27 protein-coding genes and 1 pseudogene are annotated in these 23,190 nt (G+C 60.6%); 16 read left to right on the top strand and 12 right to left on the bottom strand.

Translation table 11 applies throughout. From position 1 onward, the window contains the following. Positions 1–7: 7 nt before the first annotated feature. The 3 genes from NLI84_RS08615 to gloB all read right to left on the bottom strand — a co-directional run bounded on the left by NLI84_RS08615 (position 8) and on the right by gloB (position 3,213). Positions 8–652 (bottom strand): GAD-like domain-containing protein, encoded by a 645-nt coding sequence (locus NLI84_RS08615; protein WP_255989721.1) that lies wholly within the window; start codon positions 650–652, stop codon positions 8–10. 125 nt (positions 653–777) lie between these two features. Continuing rightward, positions 778–2,331 carry a lytic transglycosylase gene (locus NLI84_RS08610; protein ID WP_255989612.1) on the bottom strand — a complete coding sequence of 518 codons (1,554 nt, stop codon included), beginning with the start codon at positions 2,329–2,331 and terminating at the stop codon, positions 778–780. Between the two features lie 138 nt (positions 2,332–2,469). Then, positions 2,470–3,213 carry a hydroxyacylglutathione hydrolase gene (gene gloB / locus NLI84_RS08605; RefSeq protein WP_255989611.1) on the bottom strand — a complete coding sequence of 248 codons (744 nt, stop codon included), beginning with the start codon at positions 3,211–3,213 and terminating at the stop codon, positions 2,470–2,472. On the opposite strand from gloB, the gene NLI84_RS08600 reads away from it, so the two are divergent. After that, positions 3,212–3,973 carry a class I SAM-dependent methyltransferase gene (locus tag NLI84_RS08600; RefSeq protein WP_255989610.1) on the top strand — a complete coding sequence of 254 codons (762 nt, stop codon included), beginning with the start codon at positions 3,212–3,214 and terminating at the stop codon, positions 3,971–3,973. The genes gloB and NLI84_RS08600 overlap by 2 nt on opposite strands. Beyond that, on the top strand, positions 3,970–4,440 hold the full coding sequence (locus NLI84_RS08595; protein ID WP_255989609.1) for a GNAT family N-acetyltransferase: 471 nt from the start codon (positions 3,970–3,972) through the stop codon (positions 4,438–4,440). Before NLI84_RS08600 ends, NLI84_RS08595 begins: the two co-directional genes overlap by 4 nt. Here the strand turns inward: NLI84_RS08595 and NLI84_RS08590 are convergent. Both NLI84_RS08590 and NLI84_RS08585 read right to left on the bottom strand, forming a co-directional pair. Beyond that, positions 4,433–4,720: a hypothetical protein gene (locus NLI84_RS08590; protein WP_255989608.1), complete on the bottom strand. Its 288-nt coding sequence runs from the start codon at positions 4,718–4,720 to the stop codon at positions 4,433–4,435. The two genes, NLI84_RS08595 and NLI84_RS08590, sit on opposite strands and share 8 nt — an antisense overlap. A gap of 75 nt (positions 4,721–4,795) precedes the next feature. After that, on the bottom strand, positions 4,796–5,233 hold the full coding sequence (locus NLI84_RS08585; protein ID WP_255989606.1) for a host attachment protein: 438 nt from the start codon (positions 5,231–5,233) through the stop codon (positions 4,796–4,798). 177 nt (positions 5,234–5,410) lie between these two features. On the opposite strand from NLI84_RS08585, the gene rnhA reads away from it, so the two are divergent. From rnhA to NLI84_RS08550, 7 genes are all read left to right on the top strand, one after another. Further along, complete coding sequence (gene rnhA / locus NLI84_RS08580; protein ID WP_255989605.1) at positions 5,411–5,863, top strand: ribonuclease HI; 453 nt, start codon at positions 5,411–5,413, stop codon at positions 5,861–5,863. Between the two features lie 264 nt (positions 5,864–6,127). Beyond that, positions 6,128–6,865, top strand: a complete 738-nt coding sequence (gene dnaQ / locus NLI84_RS08575; RefSeq protein WP_255989603.1) for a DNA polymerase III subunit epsilon — start codon at positions 6,128–6,130, stop codon at positions 6,863–6,865. Next, on the top strand, positions 6,862–7,560 hold the full coding sequence (gene ispD, locus NLI84_RS08570) for a 2-C-methyl-D-erythritol 4-phosphate cytidylyltransferase (RefSeq protein WP_255989601.1): 699 nt from the start codon (positions 6,862–6,864) through the stop codon (positions 7,558–7,560). The genes dnaQ and ispD overlap by 4 nt, the downstream gene beginning before the upstream one ends. 13 nt (positions 7,561–7,573) lie before the next feature. After that, positions 7,574–8,062 (top strand): 2-C-methyl-D-erythritol 2,4-cyclodiphosphate synthase, encoded by a 489-nt coding sequence (gene ispF, locus NLI84_RS08565; protein ID WP_255989600.1) that lies wholly within the window; start codon positions 7,574–7,576, stop codon positions 8,060–8,062. 136 nt (positions 8,063–8,198) lie between these two features. Then, complete coding sequence (locus NLI84_RS08560; protein WP_255989598.1) at positions 8,199–8,417, top strand: hypothetical protein; 219 nt, start codon at positions 8,199–8,201, stop codon at positions 8,415–8,417. A 126-nt stretch (positions 8,418–8,543) separates the two neighbouring features. Further along, a complete protein-coding gene (gene sstT / locus NLI84_RS08555; protein WP_255989596.1) occupies positions 8,544–9,758 on the top strand; it encodes a serine/threonine transporter SstT in 1,215 nt (404 codons plus the stop codon). Between the two features lie 88 nt (positions 9,759–9,846). After that, positions 9,847–10,623 carry a secretin N-terminal domain-containing protein gene (locus tag NLI84_RS08550; RefSeq protein ID WP_255989594.1) on the top strand — a complete coding sequence of 259 codons (777 nt, stop codon included), beginning with the start codon at positions 9,847–9,849 and terminating at the stop codon, positions 10,621–10,623. 146 nt (positions 10,624–10,769) lie between these two features. Here NLI84_RS08550 and NLI84_RS08545 read toward each other — a convergent pair whose 3' ends face one another. Next, positions 10,770–11,489 (bottom strand): LOG family protein, encoded by a 720-nt coding sequence (locus NLI84_RS08545; protein WP_255989593.1) that lies wholly within the window; start codon positions 11,487–11,489, stop codon positions 10,770–10,772. Positions 11,490–11,869: 380 nt separating this feature from the next. Between NLI84_RS08545 and NLI84_RS08540 the strand changes: the two genes are divergently transcribed. Then, a complete protein-coding gene (locus tag NLI84_RS08540) occupies positions 11,870–13,423 on the top strand; it encodes a cellulase family glycosylhydrolase (protein WP_255989592.1) in 1,554 nt (517 codons plus the stop codon). 497 nt (positions 13,424–13,920) lie between these two features. Here NLI84_RS08540 and NLI84_RS08535 read toward each other — a convergent pair. Then, a pseudogene (locus tag NLI84_RS08535) lies at positions 13,921–14,874 on the bottom strand (integron integrase). Between the two features lie 186 nt (positions 14,875–15,060). On the opposite strand from NLI84_RS08535, the gene NLI84_RS08530 reads away from it, so the two are divergent. From NLI84_RS08530 to NLI84_RS08515, 4 genes are all read left to right on the top strand, one after another. Then, positions 15,061–15,354 (top strand): toxin-antitoxin system YwqK family antitoxin, encoded by a 294-nt coding sequence (locus tag NLI84_RS08530; protein ID WP_255989586.1) that lies wholly within the window; start codon positions 15,061–15,063, stop codon positions 15,352–15,354. Positions 15,355–15,458: 104 nt separating this feature from the next. Then, positions 15,459–15,839: a hypothetical protein gene (locus NLI84_RS08525; protein WP_255989584.1), complete on the top strand. Its 381-nt coding sequence runs from the start codon at positions 15,459–15,461 to the stop codon at positions 15,837–15,839. Between the two features lie 600 nt (positions 15,840–16,439). After that, positions 16,440–16,925 (top strand): hypothetical protein, encoded by a 486-nt coding sequence (locus tag NLI84_RS08520; RefSeq protein ID WP_255989583.1) that lies wholly within the window; start codon positions 16,440–16,442, stop codon positions 16,923–16,925. 90 nt (positions 16,926–17,015) lie between these two features. Next, a complete protein-coding gene (locus NLI84_RS08515) occupies positions 17,016–17,582 on the top strand; it encodes a hypothetical protein (RefSeq protein ID WP_255989581.1) in 567 nt (188 codons plus the stop codon). Positions 17,583–17,991: 409 nt separating this feature from the next. Here NLI84_RS08515 and NLI84_RS08510 read toward each other — a convergent pair whose 3' ends face one another. Then, complete coding sequence (locus tag NLI84_RS08510; protein ID WP_255989580.1) at positions 17,992–19,011, bottom strand: IS110 family RNA-guided transposase; 1,020 nt, start codon at positions 19,009–19,011, stop codon at positions 17,992–17,994. A 146-nt stretch (positions 19,012–19,157) separates the two neighbouring features. Here NLI84_RS08510 and NLI84_RS08505 point away from each other — a divergent pair, with 146 nt between their 5' ends. After that, complete coding sequence (locus NLI84_RS08505; protein WP_255989579.1) at positions 19,158–19,457, top strand: hypothetical protein; 300 nt, start codon at positions 19,158–19,160, stop codon at positions 19,455–19,457. A 583-nt stretch (positions 19,458–20,040) separates the two neighbouring features. Next, positions 20,041–20,373, top strand: coding sequence for an ankyrin repeat domain-containing protein (locus NLI84_RS08500; RefSeq protein ID WP_255989578.1), 333 nt, complete (start codon positions 20,041–20,043; stop codon positions 20,371–20,373). Positions 20,374–20,509: 136 nt separating this feature from the next. Here the strand turns inward: NLI84_RS08500 and NLI84_RS08495 are convergent, their stop codons facing one another. From NLI84_RS08495 to NLI84_RS08480, 4 genes are all read right to left on the bottom strand, one after another. Continuing rightward, positions 20,510–21,250, bottom strand: coding sequence for a transglutaminase-like domain-containing protein (locus NLI84_RS08495; protein WP_255989577.1), 741 nt, complete (start codon positions 21,248–21,250; stop codon positions 20,510–20,512). A 112-nt stretch (positions 21,251–21,362) separates the two neighbouring features. Then, positions 21,363–22,235 (bottom strand): rhodanese-like domain-containing protein, encoded by an 873-nt coding sequence (locus tag NLI84_RS08490; protein WP_255989575.1) that lies wholly within the window; start codon positions 22,233–22,235, stop codon positions 21,363–21,365. Next, entirely contained in the window at positions 22,232–22,822 is a 591-nt protein-coding gene (locus NLI84_RS08485) for a type II secretion system protein (RefSeq protein WP_255989574.1), read from the bottom strand. Before NLI84_RS08485 ends, NLI84_RS08490 begins: the two co-directional genes overlap by 4 nt. Continuing rightward, positions 22,797–23,189, bottom strand: coding sequence for a type IV pilin protein (locus NLI84_RS08480; protein ID WP_255989573.1), 393 nt, complete (start codon positions 23,187–23,189; stop codon positions 22,797–22,799). The genes NLI84_RS08485 and NLI84_RS08480 overlap by 26 nt, the downstream gene beginning before the upstream one ends. Position 23,190 lies beyond the last annotated feature (1 nt).

Here is a 23,190-nt window from a genome sequence, read left to right as displayed (position 1 = left end):
GCCGTGCTCATTCGCCGTTGGCCAGTTGCAGCAGCAAATCGAGCTGGACCGCAGCATCGCCGATTTCGAGCTGCTCCGGCATTTTGGCGCCACCGAGTGCCAGCGCAGGGACGAAGCAGTAGCTTTGCCCTGCCCGCAAGAGCCCAAGCCGGGTAAGCGCAGCGGCGAACAGCTCAGCGTCGAGCAGCTCAGCCTGCGTCTCCGTGCTGCACAGCGCCTCGTTGAACGCTGCCTCGAGCGACCAGGCCAGCACGCCGGCTTCTCGCAGGTTGGGGTCGATGTAAGCGACGTCCTCGGCGTCCTCGCCCAAGCGCCGGTAATAGATCAGCAGGCCAAACCCCGTCACGGCAATCGGCAGCCGGGAAGGGTCCTCCTCGTCATACATCAGCCAGCCATACAGCTGGTCCTTGTAGTCATCGGGATTGACCAGCGTGATCAGGCCATTGCCGTAGCGTCCCAGCCCCACCCGCTGCCAGAGCGCGAGCAGCGGTTCAGGTAGCTGGCCGCGATAACGGGCCAGCAATTCGTCAGATGCGGGACGTACATCGTCCGCGGGTGGATGGCACTCAAGAAAGGGCTGTAGGGACAGCGAGTGAGAAATGCCTACCCTTTGCGCGGGATGCCTGAACAACCGTGACCACCAGGAAGACATCGAAAGCTCCGTGCCAGCAAAGCCCGGTTTGTAACACACCAGATCCACACCTGCCAAAACGACAGGTACTTCGAGTCCGACAAAGAAAAACCCGCCATCGGCGGGTTTGTTCCAATGCAGATCGATCAATTCGCCGGATCGATGACCACCTTCATGCCGGGGCGCAGCGGCTTGGGGTTCCAGCGCTTGAGATCGGTCAGTGCCACGTCGTAACGGCGGGCGATGTCGGCGAGCGTATCGCCACGCTTGGCGGTGTAGGTGCGGGGCTGCTTGCGGCTGGTACGCTTGCCGTCCTTGACCACCGTCTTGGCGTCCCCGGTCACCTTGAGCTGCTGGCCGGCGCGGATCTGGTTGTTGCGCATCCGGTTGAGCGCTTTCAGCTCGTCGACGTTCATGCCAAAGCGTTGCGCCACGCTGTAGAGCGTATCGCCGCGCTGCACACGGTAGCGGTCGGTCTTTTTCGGCACCGGCTTGGGCTGATCCTGCTCACCGGTATCGACCGGGTCGGCCACCTTGTTCACCTTGAGTGCCGCCAGCGCCGTGCGCTCGCGCAGGTCCATGCCCGGGGTCAGCGGCACCAGGATGGTCTGCCCACGCGCCACGCGATCACCACCGGTGAGGTCGTTGATTTCCAAGAGCTCGGAGAGCGCAATGCCGTGGCGCTCGGCCAATGCGCCGAACGTCTCACCCTGCTGGGTCACATAGGGCTGCCAATTGAGCAGTGGCTTGTCGTAAGCGGCGAGGTTGCGCTGGAATACGTCCAGTTTCTCTGCCGGCAGCACCAGCTTGCGTTCGTCCTTGTGCGCGATCACCGGCCGGATGAAGCCCGGGTTGAGCTTGAGCAGCTCGTCGACCGGAATTTCGGCGAGCTCGGCGGCGATCTGCACGTCCATGTGCCGGCCCGTGGTGATGCCGACGAAATACGGGTCGTTGTCCAGCACCGGCAGGTGCACGCCGAATGCGTCGGGGTCGGCGATGATATTGCGCACCGCCAGCAGCTTGGGTACGTAATTCTCGGTCTCCACCGGCTTGCGGATATCGGAGAAGGTGAGCGGCAGGCCGGCTGTGCGGTTCTTCTCCAGCGCGCGGCCCACAGCCCCCTCGCCCCAATTGTATGAAGCCAGCGCCAGCTCCCAGTCGCCGAACATGCCGTACAGCACCTGCAGGTAATCGAGCGCGGCATCGGTCGCGGCAATCACATCGCGGCGACCGTCATACCACCAGGTACGCTCCAGCCCGTAATGCTTGCCCGTTGCCGGCATGAACTGCCACATGCCGCCGGCGCCGACCACCGACACCGCCTTGGGGTTGTACGCCGATTCGATCATCGGCAGTAGCGCCACTTCCATCGGCATGCCGCGTTTTTCCACCTGCGCGACCACGTGATAGAGGTAGCGCGAACCGCGCTCGACGATGCGGTTCAGGTATTCCGGACGGCTGGCGTAGTAATTTTCCCATTTCTCGACCAGCGGGCTGTCGAGATCGTTCATGGTGAAACCGTTGCGCATGCGCTCCCACAGACTGGGGTACTGGGCCCGGTTCGAATCGCCGAACAGATATTCGGTGACCATGGGGTCAGCGGGCTCGACCAGCAAATCGGTGTCGGAGAGCTCGGCGGGATCATTGGCCGATGCAAAGGCGGAAAGCAGCAGGCACGCGGCGAGAAGACGGAATTTCATGGGTGCGCGCACGAAGGGAAGCGGAAACAAGGCTGCGATGGTGCCGGGGCCGGGTATGCCATGTCAACGTAAGCAAGCCATGCCCCGTCGTAGCGCGGACGGACGGGCCATCGCCATTCCCCCGTCATGAACGTACGGCTAGCGAAAACCGTTACGACGCGCCCTGAGCGCGGCAAAGGTGGCGAGCGCATCGCCGGGAGTGCCGGTCACCGTCTGCAGCGCAGCTTCGCACGCGCGCAAAAATGGATTGGTGGCCCGCTCTTCGGTGATGGAGCCGGGCAAGGTGGGCTCACCGCGCTCGCGCCGCGCTACATCGCGCCGCCAACGGTCCGCCAGCGCCGCATTGTCGGGATCGACCTCGCGCGCGAAGCGCAGATTGATCAGCGTGTATTCATGGGTACAGCACACCAGCGTCTCGCCTGGCAGCGCGGCGAGGCTGGATAGCGAGGCATGCATCTGCGCCGGTGTCCCCTCGAACAGCCGCCCGCACCCGGCACCGAACAGCGTGTCGCCGCAGAACAACCACGGCGCGCCGTAGTAGGCCAGGTGATCGAGTGTATGCCCCGGCACTGGCAGCACCGTGAACGACAGCCCCAGCACCGCGATGGTTTCGCCCCCGGCCAGCGGCTGGTTCACCACCGCGACGCTGGCGGGGCCATAAATGGTCAAACCGGGTTGCGTTGCCAGCAGAACCGGCAGTCCCTCCACATGGTCCCAGTGGTGGTGGGTAATGAGCACCGCTTCCAGCGTCAGCCCGCGAGCGTGCAGCCAGGCCAGCAAGGGCTCACCGCGACCGGGATCGACCGCCAGCGCCTGCCGGCCATCGTGCAAAACCCAGATATAATTGTCTTCCAGTATCGGCAAGGCTTCGAGTTGCAGCATGACATCTCCCGATAGCAGCAGCGCCACCCCGTTCCGTCATTTTGCCGACTGGCTCGCCACGCCGCTAGGTACTTATCTCGCGGCCGAAGAGGCGAACTGGTACGGCCGTGTGGCGCAGGACATCTTTGGCTACAAGGCCATCCAGCTGGAGCTGCCCGAGCTCGACTGTCTCAGGACCAATCGCATGCCCTGGCGCGGCTTGGCCGGCGCGGCAGGCGGTTGCAACATCCGCTGCACCCCCGAGGCGCTGCCTTTTTCCAGCCAGAGCCTGGACCTCGTCGCCCTGCCCCACGTGCTCGATTTCTGCGCCGATCCGCACCAGGTGCTGCGCGAAGTGGAACGCGTACTGGTACCCGAAGGGCGGCTCTTGATCACAGGTTTCAATCCGTGGAGCCTGTGGGGGCTCAAGCGCCTCAAACGCAATGGCGGGCAACCGTGGGATGGGCACTTCGTCGCGCAGCCCCGGCTCAAGGACTGGCTGTCGCTGCTGGGGCTGGAGGCGCGCAGCAGCGACTTCCTCTGCTATCGCCCGCCGGTGCAGCGCCACGGCTGGCTGGAGCGGACCCGCTTCCTGGAAACCGCCGGCGATCGCTGGTGGCCGGCCGCCGGCGGTGTGTATTGCCTCGACGTGGTCAAGCGCGTGGCCGGCATGCGCATCATCGAACCGCAATGGCGCCGGGTTTCACCTTCCAAGGCCGCAGCGGCATCGGCGGTCGAGAAGATCAAGCTGCAGGCCGCCAAGGATAAGTGCAAGCCGTGAACCTCACGCTGCGGCAAGCGCGCGAAGGCGACGCCGCCACGCTGCGCCAGGTGTTGCACGCGTCGGTCCACGGTCTGGCCTCCCGCGACTACACACCCGAGCAATGCGCCGCCTGGGCACCTGCCGACTACGACACAACTGCCTGGGCCCAGCGGCTGGCCGGCCTGACCACCTGGGTGGCCGAACGAAATGGCATGGTCGCGGGCTTCGCCTCGTTGCGCGACGATGGCTATGTCGATTTCCTCTACGTTGCGCCAGCGCACGCCGGATGCGGCGTGGGCAGCGCGCTGATGCGCGCGGTACTCGAACGCGCCAAGGAGCAAGGCTGCCCGGTGCTATGGTCTGACGTCAGTGAAACGGCCCGCCCCTGCTTCAGCCATCATGGCTTCACGGTGCAAGCACGCCAGCAACTGGTGCGAGAGGGCGTGGCGCTGCACAACTACCGGATGCGCCACGCGCTCATTTGAGGGCGCCGTCACAGCGCCTGGCGGCCGCCTCCAGATTGGCCAGGAGCTGCCGCCCCTCATCGCGATTCTTGACCAGCAAAACCACATCGTGGCCACTGCCCAGATTGCCGCCACCGAAGACTATGCGGACCGATTCGTCACCCACCTCGACGTACTGCACCACGGTCAGATTGATGTAGCGCTCAGTCCTGGCCTCGCCCGGCACTTTCCAGGGGCAGAACGGCGCCGCCCAACTGGGCGTGCCAAGCAGCAGGAACATCAAAACGGCGGGCAATTTCATGTGGACCTCGACCATAACGGCGTTGGGCGCCAGCATACGTCAAGGGACTGCCCCTGGGCTGAATCGACACGACGCCTAGTGCAGCGCATGCGTTTCGAAATATTGCGCAATCTCGCGCGCGCCGAGTTTGGATACATCCTTGGGCAATTCCTCGTCGATCAACGCCTGCGCTGATCGGCTGAGCTGCTGGCGCATCAAGCCCAGGAACCGGGGCGACGCCACCACCTTGAGCTTGTCGTAGCGATGTTCATGCAACGCTTTCTCCAGGTATTGCCCCAGCTCCTTGGAAAATCGCTGGGCCTCGTGCTCCATGGCATCGACCGCCGGCTGCGCGGTATGACCGGCCCGCCCCGGTCCGCCGCCCCGGTAGCGCCCATACGCATCCGAATTGAGTTCGCGATTCTGCGCCTGTTCGTGCAAGAAGCATTGGACCTCGGTGGCATGATGCTGTAGGTCCATCTCGTAGATATGGGCGCGGCTCGAATCCGCAGCCAGGATCCAGGTGACAGGCATGGTGCTCTCCTTGCGAGGATGGAGTAGGTGCGACCGAGGGCACACGGGCGAGTTCGCCCCATCCGACAGCCCGGCCTGATTGCGCCCGTCGCTGCACTCACCCTCTGCGGCGCCAGCCGATATACTCTGTGCCCGTTTTGCCCCGCCCTCATAGCGACGGCGATATCCTGGAACACCATGACCACACTCGAGATCTACACCGACGGCGCCTGCAAGGGCAATCCCGGCCCCGGCGGCTGGGGCGCGCTGATGCGCTACCGCAGTGGCGACACGCTGCAGGAGAAGGAGCTGTTCGGCGGCGAGCGCGACACCACCAACAACCGTATGGAGTTACTGGCGGTGATCGAGGCGCTGGCCGCGCTCAAGCGCCCGTGCGCGCTGACGCTGTTCACCGATTCGCAGTACGTGAAGAACGGCATCGAAACCTGGATTCACAACTGGAAGCGCAATGGCTGGAAAACGGCCGACAAGAAGCCAGTGAAGAACGCCGACCTGTGGCAAAGGCTGGATACCGAAGTGGCCAAGCATCAGGTCACCTGGCGCTGGGTGAAAGGCCACGCCGGCCATGAATTCAACGAACGTGCCGATCAGCTCGCCAATCGCGGCGTAGACGCGGCACTGGGGCGCTAGCCCCAAGCGCTCTGACCCCAAGCGGCCAAACCGCTCGTGCGCGCAAGAGCACCGCTCTGCACTTCCCTCGCATTGAGCGCTGCCCTTGCTAGCTGCCGGAGATAGACACGCCTGCCCTCCGCTCGCTGTGGCGCAGCGTATCTTGCTGATAGATGGGGACTTTATGGCAGTACGCGGCGTGGCGCCCGGCCGGGCCGGAAACCCGCGCTTTGCCAGTTGCGGCGCGCGGGCGATAATCTGCGCTTTGCTCCACCGGTCCCACCCATGCGCCAGATCATTCTCGATACCGAAACCACCGGCCTCAGGGTCGAAGACGGCAACCGCATCCTGGAAATCGCCGCGGTCGAGATGATAGACCGCAAGCTTTCCGCGCCCGATCGCCACCTGCACCGCTACATCAACCCGGGGCGCGACTCCGAGGAAGGCGCGCTCAATGTGCACGGGCTGACCACCGAATTTTTGGCCGATAAGCCCAAGTTCGCCGACATCGTCGATGACTTCCTGACCTTCGTCGATGGCGCCGAGCTGATCATCCACAACGCGCCGTTCGACGTCGGTTACCTCAATATGGAGCTGGAACGTGTCGGCCGCGGCAAGATCACCGATTACGTCTCGGGCATCATCGATACGCTGCGCGAAGCCAAGGATATGTTCCCAGGCAAGCGAAATAGCCTCGACGCGCTGTGCGATCGCTTCGAGATCGACCGCAGCGGCCGTACGCTGCATGGCGCACTGATCGACTGCGAGCTGTTGTCCGAGGTCTACCTGGCGATGACGCGCGGGCAGGACAGCCTGCTGATCGATTTCCACGTCGATGCCGCCGGCAATGGCGCCAGCGCCGCCGATCTGTCGCGCCGCGCCGCGAGAAAGCCGCTCAAGGTATTGCAGGCTAGCGCCGAGGAAGCCGCCGCGCACGAAAGCTACCTCGCCGAGCTCGACAAGGCGGTCAAGGGCGATTGCCTGTGGCGGCAGTACGAGCCCCGGCCGGAGAACGCCGCGTGAGCTGCGTCGCCCTGCTTCCGGCCGCCGGCAGCGGCAGCCGTATGGGTTCGGACACGCCCAAGCAATATCTCGACCTGCTGGGCAAACCGCTGATCTGGCATACGCTGGCCGCGCTGTCCCGTGTGGAGGAGCTCGCGCGCATCGTCGTAGTGCTCTCGCCCGATGATGCCTGGTGGGATAGTTACGACTGGTCGGCCTTCCCGACACTGCAGGTGCTGCGCGTCGGCGGCGCCAGCCGTGCCGAGTCGGTGTTGAACGGCTTGCAAGCATTGTCGACGCAGATCCCGGCCGATAGCTGGGTGCTGGTGCATGATGCCGCGCGCCCCTGCCTTGCTCCACAGCTCGTGCGCAAGCTGATCGACACGCTGCTAGGTGATGCCGTCGGCGGCATCCTGGCGGTCCCGGTGGCCGATACGCTCAAGTTCGCCGCACCCGATCAGACCATTGCGCACACGCATCCGCGCGGCGGCCTGTGGCAGGCGCAGACGCCGCAGATGTTCCGTCTGGCCGATCTTGCCGGCGCGCTGGAAACCGGCATGGGCCCGGACATCACCGACGAGGCCAGCGCCATGGAAAAGCTGGGCCTTGCGCCCCGGCTGGTACACGGCAGCCCGTGGAACCTCAAGGTCACGTATCCGCAGGATCTGGCGTTGGCCGCCTTGATCCTTCAGGCGGGCGATGCGCTCACCCATTGATAAGGATAAGACGATGAATCTCCCGTTTCGCGTGGGCCAGGGCTGGGACGTGCACCGGCTGGTGCCGGATCGCTTGCTGATCCTCGGTGGCGTAAAGATCGAATTCGAGCTCGGCCTCCTGGGCCATTCGGACGCCGACGCACTGCTGCATGCGATCACCGATGCCGTACTCGGCGCGGCGGGACTGGGCGACATCGGCCGGCATTTCCCCGATACCGCCGCGGAGTTTCACGGCGCCGACAGCCGGGTATTGCTGCGCGAGGCGGTGCGCCGGGTACGCGAAACCGGCTGGATCGTCGGCAATGTCGACGCCAGCATCCTGATCCAGCGCCCCAAGATGGCGCCGCACATCCCGGCCATGGTCGCCAATATCGCGGCCGATCTCGGTGTTGCCCCTGAGCAGGTGAACGTGAAGGCCAAGACCTACGAGAAGCTGGGGCATGTGGGCGCCTCTGAATCGGTTGAGGCACAGGCGGTGGCGCTGCTGCTGCCGGCGGCATAGCGTCGCAACTGGAGCTTCATCGTATGCGGCGCCAGTTTCTGTCAGCCGCTTTGCTGTCTGCCGCTATCCTGGCCGGTTGCAGCAAGCCGGCTCCAAAGGAAAAGGCCGCCTATGGGGGTGGTGGCATGGCCCGGGTATGACGCTGCTCATCCGGCAGAATGGCAACGTGGCCTACCGGCGTAACGAGGGCAACTTCGGCAAATCCATTGATGCGCCATTGCAAGGCTTCGATGGCAATCATTTCACCGTCGGCATCGGCCCGCTTGCCACCACATTCACCGTTACGGTAACGCCCCACCCGGAAGCAGGCATCTGGACCATGACAGTCGATGGCGTGGCGCTCGCCCGGCGGTGAAGCGCCACACGTTGATGCGAGTCAAATCCTGAAGCGGCCCTGCCGCACAAGTACCGAAGTCGGGCACAGACGCGCGCCCGGTTCTCGCCGAGAATGCACAGTTGAATACAGCTTTCGCGGGCACCCATGAAAACCCTCACCGCTTTGATGCAACGGCTGCTGGCCGGCAACATCGTGCTGCAGATCCTGATCGGCATGATCGTCGGCGTGTTGTTTGCGCAGGTCTGGCCGGGTGCCGGGCAGTCCGTCAGCCTGCTCGGAGAGCTGTTCGTCTCGGCGCTGAAGGCGGTGGCGCCGCTATTGGTGTTCGTGCTGGTGGCTGCCTCCATTGCCAACAAGCAGCGCAACACCCCCACGCATATGCGCGGCGTGCTGTTGCTCTATCTGATCGGCACGTTTGCCGCCGCCATCGTCGGCGTGGCGGCGAGTTTTCTGTTTCCTTCGACGCTGCACCTGATCGCGCCGGCCACCGCCCAGGGAGCGCCGGGGGGCATCCTGGAAGTGCTGCGCACGCTACTGTTCCAGATCTTCGATAACCCGGTGCACGCGCTGTCCACCGGCAACTACATGGGCATCCTGGCCTGGGCGGTCGCGCTCGGCATCGCGCTGCATCACGCCAGCGACAGTACGCGCGCGCTGCTGGCCGATGGTGCCGATGCGCTCGGGCGTATCGTCCACCTGGTGATCCGCTTTGCGCCCATCGGCGTATTCGGTCTGGTGGCGCATTCGGTGGCGAGTACCGGGTTCTCCGCCCTCATCGGCTACAGCCATCTACTGGCCGTGTTGATCGGCGCCATGCTGACGGTGGCGCTCGTCGTGAACCCCGCCATCGTCTATGCGGTCACGCGGCGCAATCCCTATCCGCTGGTGTTCACCTGCCTGCGCGAGAGCGGCGTCACCGCCTTCTTCACCCGCAGCTCGGCGGCCAATATTCCGGTCAACCTGGAACTGGCGCAGAAGCTGGGGCTCGACGAGGGCACCTACACGGTCTCGATTCCGCTGGGTGCCACCATCAATATGGCCGGTGCCGCGATCACCATCAGCGTGCTGACGTTGGCCGCCACGCACACGCTGGGCATCCCGGTGGACCTGCCGACAGCCTTGCTGCTCTGCGTGGTCGCCAGCCTCGCCGCCTGCGGCACATCGGGCGTGGCCGGCGGCTCGTTGCTGCTGATCCCGATGGCGTGCAGTCTCTTTGGCATCAGCAACGACGTGGCGATGCAGGTGGTCGCCATCGGCTTCATCATCAGCGTACTGCAGGATTCGGCAGAGACTGCGCTCAACAGCTCCACCGACGTCCTGTTCACCGCCGCAGCCTGCCGGGCACGGCAGCCCGCCTGACGGGCTATCGGCGCGGTGTGAACCATACCGCCGCGCGGCGGTATGGCACGGCGTATGCTGCAAGGACCGCCTCACCGGACAGCTCGCCATGCGCCCTCTTGCCTTCCTGCTGACCCTGCTGCTGTCGTTGCCCGTGCTGGCCGACCGCGTTGACGTGATCGAACTGCGCCATCGCACCGCCAACGAGGTGGCGCCGGTATTGCGCGACACGCTGCCCAGCACGTCGATACAGGCCTTCAACAACCAGCTGATCATCAAGAGCCCCGATAACGCCACCTACGAACAGGTGCTGGCGCTCATCGACCAGCTCGACACCGCCCAGCGAAATCTCGTCGTCACCGTGGAGCAACGCCAGGGGCAGAGCCGCAGCGGGGCTGCCATGGCGCTCGATGGCGTGGTGATCTCCAACCGCGGCATCGGCGCCGGGATACGCCTGTTTGGCGGGGGCAGCAACAGCTACAGCGGCGGCACGCAAAGCGTGCGCGTGCTCGATGGCGGCCAGGCCTACATCCGCCTGGGTAGCAGCCGCTTCTATCCGGAGATCGGCTTCGGTTATCGCGACGGTTACGCGATTGCGATCCGCGGCGGCAACTGGGTGGATGTCGGCACCGGCTTCTGGGCCCAGCCGCGCCTGGTGGGCGGCGACGTCATGCTCACGCTTTATCCGGAATCCAGCCGTTTCGAGCGCGATGGCAGCATCGCCAGCAGCGGCGTACATAGCGAGGTGCGGGGCCGCCTGGGCGAATGGCTGCCGGTGGGCAGCAGCGCGCTGTCGGGCAGTGCCAGCAGCGTGGGCACGGTCAGCGGCAGTGGCACACGCGCCAGCAGCTACACCGTATGGGTGAAGGTGGACGAGGCGCCGTGAAACACGAAACGGCGTGCCGCGTGTTGCTTCCGCTTTGTCGTGAGATACGGGCGATCACAACGCGCTGATACGCCCGAGTACCTTCGTACGCGCTGGGGCAGCCGCCCCCCGCCCCATCTGTGAGCAGGGGCACGACCGCAGTCGGCTCAGCCCAACGCCTTGCCATCGGCCTGCCAGCGGCCGTGGTGCTCGCGGATCAGGTGCACGGCATCCTCGACGGTATCGACCACCACCGGGATCTGCATATCCACGGGGCTTGCCAGGCCCGCGCCATTGTCGACCATGTAGCGGCGCGCCCAATCGACCATCTCGTGCCACATGTCGCCGACCAGGATCAGCGGCGTGTCGTAGAGTTTGCGCACCTGCAACAGCTGCCAAACCAGCATCAGCTCCAGCGCGGTACCAATGCCGCCGGGCGTGACGATAAAGGCGTTGGAGCGCTGCACGAAGTGATGCAAACGCGAGAAGAAGGTCTTGTGCTCGTAGGCGCGGCCGACGAAATCATTCACGTGCTGTTCGAAATCCAGATCGACGCGGATGCCGACCGAGGCATCGGGGTTATCCGGTGCCGCCTGTGCCGCGCCCTCGTTGGCCGCCTGCATCAAACCGGGCCCACCGCCGGTGACGATACGGCATCCCATTGCGGCGAGTTCGGCAGCGAGGTGTTTCACGGATTGATACGCCGGCGTGTTCTCCTGAATACGCGCGGAGCCAAACACGGTGACATGGTAGTGCGGCGTATGCGCCGGGCGCAGGCGGGAGAGATCGTCGACGGTATCCCATAGTTTCAGTACGGCATCGGCCACGATACGCAGCGCTTCGTCGTCATCGACCACGCCTATGGGTTTGTTCTTGGGGTTGATCAAGGTGGATTCTCGCGGCTACGGGCAAAGGCGTGAGGTTAGCCGCGGCGGCAGAACAAGTCCAACCACCAGGGCGAATCACGGCGAGATATGCGCCTTGTGCCACTGCCGCACCACGCCTGCCGCGCGCGCGCAATGCCCGAAAATGGCGCTGCCATGACGTCATCCGTGAAATGAAAAGCCGCACACAAACCGAACAAGATATTGATCTTATTGGTTTTTTAATGAGAACCGTGAAACCAGATCGCAACCCGTATAGGCAAGCGCAAGGCCACCCCTGATGATGGCTGCCATGGCTCAAGACGGCGAAGCTGTTCGCGCATTTTGATCCATAAGCCACAGCCATACCCAAACCGAATAATCGGATGGAGGAGATAAACAAAATGAAGCAACTCAACCGGGCCTTAAGACCCATCGCAGCCGTACTTGTTGGCTGCACCTTGCTGGCCAGCGCCGCATTTGCGGCGCCGGCCTGGCAGGAAGGCAATACCTATTCCGCTGGCACAGTAGTCACCTATAACGGCGTCGATTACAAGGCGCTGGTCACCCACACTGCCTATGTGGGCGCCAACTGGAACCCCGCCGCGACCCCCACGCTGTGGAGCACCGTCGGCCCGGCCACCGGCACGCCCACACCGACGGCCACGCCGATCCCGGCCACGCCGCGCCCCGCAACACCGACACCCCAAACGGCCACACCGACCCCGCAAGCGGCCACGCCGACGCCTGCCTCCGCCACCTGCTACGCCGCCTGGAATGCAGGCAGCGTCTACACCGGCGGCCAGCGCGTGACCCATCAGGGCGTCAATTACGAAGCGCGCTGGTGGACGCAGGGTGACAACCCGACACAATCGGGTGACTGGGGCGTGTGGAAGCAGATCAGCCAATGCGGCCCGACCACCCCGGTGCCGGCCACGCCGACACCCAAGCCGGCCACGCCCACCCCGCAATCTGCCACGCCGACGCCAAGCCCTGCCACGCCCACGCCGGTGACCCCGGCCCCGAGCGGCACCCCGGCCGAACGTAACGGCCAGCTCAAGGTTTGCGCCAACAACCTCAACCTGTGCAACGAGCGCAACGAAGTGGTGCAACTGCGCGGCATGAGCACGCACGGCATCCAGTGGTACGGCTGGGGTAACTGCCTGACCACCGGCTCGCTCGATGCGCTGGCCAACGACTGGAAGTCGGATGTGCTGCGTATCTCGCTCTACGTGCAGGAAGGCGGCTACGAGAGTGACCCGAACGGCTACACCGCGCAGGTGGAACGCCTGATCGACGAAGCCACCCGCCGCGGCATGTATGCGCTGGTGGATTGGCACCAGCTCGATCCGGGCGATCCCAACTACAACCTGGAACGCGCCAAGACCTTCTTCACCCGGATTGCCACCAAGTACGGCAACCAGAAGAACATCATCTACGACGTGGCCAACGAACCGAACAACGTGAGCTGGACCAAGATCCGCGAGTACGGCGAAAAGATCATCCCGGTGATCCGTGCCATCGATCCGGATGCACTGGTGCTGATCGGCACGCACGGCTGGGGCTCGTTCGGCGTATCAGATGGCCGCTCGGTCGACGACATCATCAACGACCCGGTGCGTTATTCCAACGTGATGTACACCTTCCACTTCTACGCGGCATCGCACGGGGATCAATACCTGAACGAGCTGAAGAAGGGTGCCGCCCGGCTGCCGGTGTTCATCACCGAGTGGGGCTCGCAAACCGCCAGTGGTGACGGCAGCAACAACTTCACCATGACCCAGAAATACCTGGACTTCCTGGCGGAGAAGAAGATCAGCTGGACCAACTGGAACTACTCGGACGACTTCCGCTCAGGCGCGGTGTGGAAGACCGGCACTTGCTCTAGCGGCAACTGGGCGGCTTCCAGCCTCAAGCCCGCCGGCGAGTTCGTACGCAACGCCATCCGTAACCGCTGATCGCGGCGATGGATATACAAGCGGGGCCGACCGGCCCCGCTTGTTGCGTTGCCCCAGGGCCTGCTCCCCTTGGTGGCAAGGGCACGGGGCCAGCTCAGCAAGCCCGATCGCAATGTGGCGCGTGCGCGAACGATCTGGCAGAATGCGCCGCTTGGAGCGCCCGTGGCGAAATTGGTAGACGCAAGGGACTTATAAATTTGAGCACCGGGATGGCGAAAGCGCCCGCGTGAATGGCGTCAAATTCAGCGAACCCCCTGCCCCACGGCGAGGCAACGCTGAGCGAAGCCCGAGCCAGCTCGGGAACGTGCAGAGACTTGACGGCGCCGACCTAAAGCCTGGCCACCGCCAGAGCCATGGTCAAGGCAAAGTCCAGACCACGAACATCATCAGGTGGCGGCGAAAGCCGAAGTGGTAAGAAAATCCCTCGACATTGTCGTGCCGGTTCGACCCCGGCCGGGCGCACCACCCTCCCCATCTACGCACGGGCGCGAGCCCGTTCAATGCTGTGTCATGCGATCAAGCGGGCTATCCACACCCCGCCCGCCCCGGTTCAGCACGTGGGTATAGATCATCGTGGTGCGCACATCGGCATGCCCCAGCAGTTCCTGCACGGTGCGGATGTCGTAACCCGCTTCCAGCAAATGCGTGGCGAAAGAATGCCGTAGCACGTGGGGCGATACGCGCTAAACCAGCCCGGCCGCACGCACAGCCACCTTGAGCGCCCGCTGCAAGCCTTTCTCATCCAGATGATGGCGCTTGATCACCCCATCACGCGGATCGGCACTGAGCCGGACCGAAGGAAAAACATACTGCCAACCCCAGGCGCGGCTTGCCTGTGGATACTTGCGCGCCAGTGCATAGGGCAGGAACACCTCGCCGAAGCCCTCCTCCAGATCCCGCTGATGCAATTGCCGAACCTTGAGCAAATGTTGCTGCAAGGGCTGCACCAGACTGGCCGGCAGCATGGTGACCCTGTCCTTGAAGCCCTTGCCCTCTCGGATCACCAGTTCGCGCCGATTGAAATCGATATCCTGAACGCGCAAGCGCAGACCTTCCATCACCCGCATGCCCGTGCCATACAGCAATCGCGCCAGCAAACCCCAAGTACCTTGCATCAGCGACAATAGCTGCCCCACCTCATGCTGCGTCAACACGACCGGCAAGCGCTTGGGCTGCTTGGCCGCCACCAGATCGTTCAACCAGGGTAAATCAATACGCAGCACTTCCTTGTAAAGAAACAACAGCGCCGACTTGGCCTGTGATTGCGTCGCTGCCGCCACGCGCCGCGCCACCGCCAGATGTGTCAAAAACGCCTCAACCTCCTGCTTGCCCATGTCTTTCGGATGCCGCTTGACGTGAAAATGGATAAATTGGCGTATCCATCCCAGATACGCCTCTTCCGTGCGCAAGCTGCAATGCTTGACGCGGATACGCTCACGCACTTGCTCCATCAGCCGTGGGGAATTGGATAGGGTGTTCGCCAAGGTGTGTTTACCCACTTTTTTAGGGTGCCTAACACCAGGCCTAGCCTGCCAAAGCAAGCGCCAGCAAGGGCTGACTGCCGAACGGCTTAGGGGTAAACACACCCGACACCATGCACAACACACCTTTTAGGGTGTCTACTTAACGTTAGAACTATGGCCGACCTGAATATCGCAGAAATCCCATATCCTTCTGGCAATATCCAATTCCGCTATTCACGGTATCTATCCGATGACGGCTCCAAATGGATTCGGCACGGGCGGTTTGAGGCATACCACCAGAATGGTGCTTTAGCTTCGAGCGGAAACTATGATCACGGCAATGAAAGCGGGTTATGGCGGGATTTCCATCAAAATGGCCAGCTAGCTTCCGAAGGCTATTATGAAAACGGCCAAGAAGTAGGCAGTTGGCAGTACTGGAATGAAGATGGCACATCACATCGAGAATAGTTCTAACCTTTCGGTCAACGTGACGGCCCAAAGCTGCGCTTTGGGTTCCCTCCACGCCTGCGGCGTTCCGGCCGCACGTTACCTCCAACGTTAGGCGTCGCAACATGCATGTAGTTCTCCTCCTGAGAAGTTCAACGCCAGTAGCTGGCCTATCGGATCTCGCCGTCCGGGTATTCGCCGCGTTGGGGCTTACTGAGTACGAGGAACGCGAGAGCTCAAACTACCCACCCGACGATCACTACTTCTGTGGGTACGCTCGCAATGTCACAGTAGAAGTGTGTGATTCAGATGAATCGGAAATGCCGGAGTACGCATATTGGCTCGTGCTAACCGACAAGACTTCTTGGAAAGACTCCAAGACAGAGCTTGTTGCTGAGCCAGATTCAGTTGCCCAAAAGCTAGCGAAAGCAGGCTTCAAGGTCTTCATCCCAACGGAGGGATGGGGACGAAACGACTGGAAACCCGATGGCAAAGTCTTCGAATAGAAACAGCAATCAGGTGGCAGCACAAGCAGCGACGCCTAACCCTTCAATCAACCGGACATGCCCCGGCAAGCCGGGTCATGCCGGTTATCTCAAACGTTAGGCATCGGGGCGGAGCTATGGCAATCTCTCGATTCTCTTGCTTGGTCGCTGCGCTAATATTGTCTGCGCCGGCTATGCTCGGCCTGCTCTCGCTAATTGCGGGCCTTCACAGTTCTGCCGATCAGGGCAGCAGCATCGGGGTAATGGTTCTTCTCACAATTGCAGCACTTGTCGCTGGTTTTAACTTCTACTTGTCGTTCGTTCGGCCTGCACTATTTTCGCACCACAATGGGTCCCTGCAGGGCTATCGCTTTATCTCAGGAATCCCCATTTTGGGGTCCATACTTGCTACCTTCGGCGTGCTCTTCGCATGGGGCCAATTCAGCATTGCAGCCTTCATGTTGCTACTACTTGTCGTTGACACTGGAAGCCCATTGTTCGCTCTCATCGCTATCTATCGTGGGTCATCTTCCAACCTCTCAGTAGGCGGTGACGCCTAACCTTTCATTCAAGCGGGACGCGCTAAAGCGCGCCCCTTAATTCCAACGTTAGACCGCTCTTATGTTCAATCTCCAAAACAAGAAGCGCAGCGCTTACCTCGCAGACGATCTGAAGAGGCTCGAAGCGATGATTGAAGACTATTGGAATAAATCGCGCTCTTTGGAATCGGAGTCAGTAAATGATCTAGAGAAGCATTTGTGGCTTGCCAACGGGGCCGCTGCAACAGCATCCATCGGTTTTATTCAAGCAAAGCAGATCATTGCTTGTTGGCAATACGCGGGGGCTTGGGCATTTGTCTCTGGCATCCTCGCATTGGTAATCATGAAATATGTGTCAGCATCGAACGCATCAAGAGATCGCAATAGATTTCAAAACGCCAAATCACGTTTTGATGCCGAAGAAGTTACAGACATTGTGTTTCGAGATATTCGGGACTGTAAGTTTCGTGTGCTTAAGCGGGTTTACCTTCTACTTCAATGGAGCGCAGGAGCCGCTTTCATTGCAGGTTCAGTCTTCACTCTCATCGGGGTGGGCCATGCGGTCTAACACTACAGTCGAGAGGGACAGCCACAAGCTGCGCTTGTGGTTCCCTGCGCTTCGCTTCGGCTGCCCCTCACTTCCACGTTAGAGCATTCCATGGACGCCAAAGAGGCAATCGATAGGTTTCGGGATGATCTTACTGCGGTAAAAAAAGGCGGTCGAAAGACTGTCCGAATTGAAGCCGTCGAAAAATATCTCCAAGAACTCGAGCAAGAATCGGGAGTGTCGTTAGAGCTGAGGAAGCTTGAAATGCAGCAAACCCTCGCTCACTTCGATGCGGTCACACAGTCTGGCTTTGAAATGTTCCGCGCCGTCATCGAGGCGGGAAAAGAAGCGCTCAACTCGGCATTGCTAGTTAACGGAGGCGCAGTAATAGCCATACTCAGCTTCCTGAGCGCAAGCGCGGCAAAAGAAGGTACTGGCAAGCTGGGGCAAGCTCTTACGGTCTCGCTCTTGTTGTTTGGATGCGGTGTACTTTTAACGGCAGTAGCTTTCGGCGGCCGGTATGTAACCCAGCTTTTGTATCAACACGAAGCCCAAAAATCAGCAATTGCTGCACACATCTTTACTGTTCTTCTTGGTCTTGGTTCTTACGCTGCTTTCTCGTGTGGTGTCTATCGTGCTTATCTGGCCCTATCTGTTCATTTCGGCGCGCTGCTCTAACCCGGCAGTCGAGCGGGACGGCCACAAGCTGCGCTTGTGGTTCCCTACGCTCCGCTCCGGCCGCCCCTCACTTCCACTACAAGGGCTTCCCCGTCCCTTGCAATAGCAAAGTCCGGTTTACTCGCTTTCTTGCGGCACCGCCGGCCAGACTTAGAAGCAGGTGAAGGACTGCAACACTACAAACGGTCATGTTGGGCTGATTCAGCCCGGACCCTGATCAAAGACGCGCTTGGGGGCCTCCATCGTTAGCCGGGAATCTGATCTTCCCCTGGAATTAATCAGGCATTCCCCAAGCAGGTCCAACCTCTTCACAATCAACGCCAGCAGTTCACACTCGATTCACTTCATCCGCTCATCCCAGTCTCCTGGCCTGCAGCCCCACCCTTGCAGGGCGTCGGCGCCGGCCAATTCAATCGGCCAGTACCGTGAACTCATCGCCATAACGCAAGATCGCCCACGCCATCCGTGCGTTCTTGGCCGCAATCGCTACCACCGCTTTCCAGTAACCGCGCCGCGCTTGCAGGCTGCGCACCCAGCGGCTGTAGCGGTCCTGTTTGTCACCCAAGCCCGCCAGCACCGCACGGGCACCCAGCACCAGCAGGCTGCGCAAATATCCGTCGCCGGCCTTGGTGATCCGCCCTAGTCGGGTCTTGCCACCACTACTGTATTGCCCAGGCACCAGCCCGATCCACGCTGCCAGTTGCCGGCCCGAGTCGAAGTCATGGCCGGCACCGATGCTGGCCAGCAGCGCACTGGCGGTGGTGGGGCCGATGCCCGGCTGGCGCGGCAGCCGCTGGGCGCGTGGATCTTGCCGGGCCAGTTGTTCGATGGCTTGACTGTACTGCTCGATCCGTTCGCTGAGCTGGCTGGCGTGCTGCAGCAGATCACCGATGCAGCAGTTGGCCCAGCCCGGTAGCGCTTCCAGGTGGGCGCCAATCTCGCGCCGTAGCCGTTCCACCTTCTGCGGCAGCACGATGCCGAATTCGGCAATCAGGCCGCGGATGCGGTTGTAGCTGGCGGTGCGCTCGGCAACCAGCGCTTGCCGGGTACGATGCAGGGTCAGGATAGCTTGCTGGTCGGCATCCTTGATCGGTACGAAGCGCATGTGGGGGCGGGTCACCGCTTCGCAGATGGCGGCGGCATCGGCGGCATCGTGCTTGCCCTGCTTGCCGCCAAGCCGATAAGGGGCGACAAACTTGGGGGCGATCAGTTTGACGGTATGGCCGTGCTGCTGAAACAGCCTGGCCCAATGGTGGGCGCCGGAGCAGGCTTCCATGCCAATCAGGCACGGCGGCAGCTGCGCGATCAGTTCCAGCAACGCCGCCCGCGGCACCCTGGGTTTGCGCAGCGCCGGTTTGCCCGTTTCATCGACGCCATGCACGGCAAAGACATTCTTGGCGAGATCGATACCAACCGTGATAATGGTCATGGATTTCCCCTCCTGTAAGTGAGGTGATGAATGTGGAAATTCCATCATGGCAGCGCGTGCTGCCCGCGGCTTCCGCCGCAGCCTCGGGACGGGGAAGTCCCTTTGATTCGTTAGACATTTACCTCTCTATATTTCCAAGATAGGCAATGAAAAATTACCTCAACACCGTATTTCTCTCTCGCCGCGAGGGTCAGATCGTTCTGCTTGGTGTGGTTATTTACCTCACAATCTCCCTTCTTCACAATTATGCCCCGAACATCTCGCCGGTGCCGCCTTTTTACGGCATGTTCAGCCTCTGTGTCCTCTTCGCCCTTGGGCTTATCTATCTACAGATGGGCGGCTTCAAGCGCACAAATTTTGAATCCGGCTTGTTTAATATATCGATCCTTATGCTTGTCGTGCTAACCCCGGTCATTATTGCAATAAAATCCTCTCTAGGTCTTTAACATTCTATTTTGCTACAAAATGTCTAACTTTTCGGTCAAGCGGGACGCTCCGCCGGCAATCCGGCTCCGCGCCCCTTACCTTCAACGTTAGGTGAACACAACATGACTCAGCTGCATGAATATGAAGCCTGGCTAGATTCAGTTGACTCAAGATTTCGACTTGAAGAGCACTCGATCGAGTTCAGTTTCGATAAGAACCACTCATTCCATCTATCTTCACTAAACAATTTCGCTGACGTCATGGAGCAGGCAGAAACCCTAAAGGAACTAGTGTTTAGTAACACTGAAGGGTTACCTCTCGAATATATATGCAAACGACTAGTACATCTGACAAATTTGAAGAACAATGCAAACATTGACACTGCGCACATCATCAAAGAGCTCAAGGGAAAATGGGGTAGCTTTTATAAACAGCCCCAGTGAGTCACCTAACAATGCGCTCAAAGCGCTCACTTCGTTCGCTGGGACCGCGTTCCGCGGCCCCTTAACTTAATCGTTATAAGACACCGGCATGAGCGCTGAAAGCTCGAAGGCCCTAAGCCCCGACGTCCTTGCACACCTCGAACCTCATTGGCGGTGCGCCATGGACGAGGATGCGAACTACGTGCCATTGACGCATGTTGATCAACTCAACGCGTTCGGCGAAGCGCCAATTCACCTGGCTGCTTGGAAATGCGGTCCCAACGACATCAAGTGGCTGTTGCAGAACGGGCCGAGCTTGGAGCAGCGCGGCGAGCATGAAATGACGCCGCTCCACTATGCCTACCTGGGAGGAAAGGCAGAAAACGTTGAAGTGTTGCTGTCTGCTGGAGCGGACCAAACCGCGAGAACTGAGTATGGCTTGCTGCCCGCAGGTGGGAGCACTGCGGAAGGTCTGCGAGCGGAAAAGAACCGATACTTGGTCAATGGCAACTGAACGTGGGGGGGACATCACCCCAAGCGTCGCCACGGGAGCAACGAGCGTCTCTCGCCGGTGGAGTTTGAGCGGCGCTATTTCGATAGGCTCGCAAACGTCTAAGAACGTTGTGGCGATTCAATCAGATGACGCGACGTCACTCCATGGTGAGCTTTACCCCACCAGAAGCCCAGAATTTGCTGACCGAATCAATCCCGTCAGCTACGCCACTCTGCAACTCACGATACGCAATATACTCGAGCGATTGCGGTAAAAACATCTGCTTTTGTGCATCCACGACCTGCCAGCCCTCATCTATCCACACCTCAGACCAATTGTGATATTCAGCAGAGCGGATCAGCCCATCGCGATTCAATACATATCCCCCCATCACCCGTGCGGGAATCTGGCAACCCCGAGCCAGTGCAGTGTACAAATAGGCATATTCAGTACAGTCCCCGCGCCGATGGCGCAGCGCATAGGCTGCGCCAAAATCGTCTGCCGTGAACCCGGCGTAACTGAGATTGCCGCTCACCCAGTCATAAATGGCTCGAGCCGTAAGTAATGGACTGTCTTGGCGCAGCATATTGGCCAATGACTGCACAGTGGGATCATCAACCTCAATGAACCGCGAACCGTGCAAATAGAGAGTAGGTTCAAGCAACGTATCATTCCAATAGGGTGACAGGGTTGCCTGGACTCGGATAATCTTGCTGGAAAACGCCGGCAGCTCGGGTAACACGATCTTGACCAAGCTTTGCCCTCGTCCCGCATCGATCAACTGGAATCCCATTCCATGGATATCAAGGGCAGTACGACGTTGTCCCGCTGCAACACGCATTGGGACATAGAACCAAGCCGTGGCATCGTTCAGTGCAAGCTCACTGGAATTGGTCATGGTCAGCTGTTGTCGGACCAGCCGTTGCCTGGAGGATGCCTTGGCCCAAGTGCTAGAAAAACACGATGCCATAGATAAAGACAAAAACGTTCGCCGATTCATTGCAATGAATTCATGTACCACAGCGTGGTTGTTTTGGGCCTCGCTCACGGGCATGCCACTGCGCCTGCTGCTGCCTCGAAAATGCCGAATAGGCCGCAACCGAGCCTGTGTAATACAATACCGGTGCCTCGGGGACTGCCAGCTGTAGCGCACGCCAAGCCGACTCATCCAAAGCTCCGCTCACTACGATCACGCTAGCCAAAAGCAAGTTAGGCAGCGCTTTGCGCCGCTGCTTGAGCAATCGGACCAAAGCAGACGGCAGTGCAGACTCCGCAGGGACGGCTTGCGCGAGATAGTCTCGCAGGGCTGCCCCGTCCGGCAAAACGATGACTGCGTTTTCAGCAAATCGGCTTGCCTGATACAACTCTCCGGCCTGCAATTGAGCCGACTCGAAGCTCGATGGTGTTTTTCCTGCGACTACCTTCCCTTGAATGTCCCAACTCAACATCCCTCCCTGAAGAACTGCAATATGGTTAAAACCTGTCTGCTTGAGGCGTCGGCACAGGGTGTACAACTCCACATCCTGCCTGCCACTACCAACCAGCACTAAGGGTTTAGATTTCAGATAATGTTTGGAGCTCAAACCTTCTGGACTGAGATTTACGGAGTTCGGAATATGATAAATGGCATATTCATTAGTTCTACGCGTATCAACCCATATCGCCGTAGGCGGCTGCGATAACGAATTGGTAACTGACAATGCGCAGGAGAAATCGGGAGCAAAACCGCGCTCGGACAACTCCTGCAAGGGACTTACCTCAGCTTGTTGCTTGCACTGAGCACCGACTTGAGGCAAACGCTGGACCTCTTCCGGCAGATCAAATGCCATTGCATGCTGAACACCCAAGACCATCAATAACCAGCATCGCCAGAGATGCATCATTTTTCGGGTTCCTCGATTTCCTTAGCTGGCATCGCCGAGGGTTGACCATCATGCACGGCAACCGGTGGCCTACGATCCGCAGGATCACAGAATGCCCAATCCCGGTAACTTGCAGCATGCTTGAAACTCGCATCATCAGGCTCAAAACCATCCTGTTTGATTGGTTTCAGCTCACTCAGAGAGTAGATGCATACAATACGCCCGTTCTGCAGAAGCAGACCCCATTCTGCCTTACTCACAATGGGATCACGATAAATCTTGCGCAGATGTCTACGTAACGTTTGAGAGCGTGGATCAGAAAGCAGGTTGACAAGTTCGCGCGGATATTCCCCCTGGCCACCTACCAAGGAGCCACGGTGATAACTACGCAAAGCGGCCCGGAATTGCCCCCCGATGAAAAGCAGCTCTTGCTCCCGCTCTCGTCTTGAATGTGTTGCATCGACCTCAACAACCAGTAAAGCACTCAATGCAAACAGCAATAATGTGAACAACAGAAATAGATAGGCAAATCCTGTCTGCCTAACGTAGGGGACCACCGAACCGCAGGCCTTGCGCACTGGGTCACCACTCACTGAACGCTGTGCCATCCAGCCCGGCACCGCTGGCCCCACTGCGAACCTGAGCAACCCCACCGGCCCCCGCCCCATCCGGCGGCAACTCAATCCAGCTAGCAGCAGTTTCTGTCAACGGATCAACAGGTACTGCATGCAAATAGCGCTCGCCGACCAGCTCAGCCAAGTTACTCGGGTAGCGGCCTTTGTCCGCATAAAAGCGGTCTATGCTGCGCCGCATGACCAGCAAATTTTCCTGAAGCACGCCCTCCTTGGCTCGCTCCAACGACTGGAAGTAACGCGGCAACGCGATTGTGGTAAGCATTGCCACAATGGCCAGCACCACGAGCAGTTCGATCAAGGTGAACGCCTTGGAGCTAGTCCTTGACACCTGGGCTCGCATT

Source organism: Chitinolyticbacter albus, assembly GCF_024437655.1.
Lineage (GTDB): Bacteria > Pseudomonadota > Gammaproteobacteria > Burkholderiales > Chitinibacteraceae > Chitinolyticbacter > Chitinolyticbacter albus.
The sequence above is the reverse complement of the archived record's forward strand: the minus strand, read 5'-3'. Positions and strand labels throughout refer to the sequence as shown.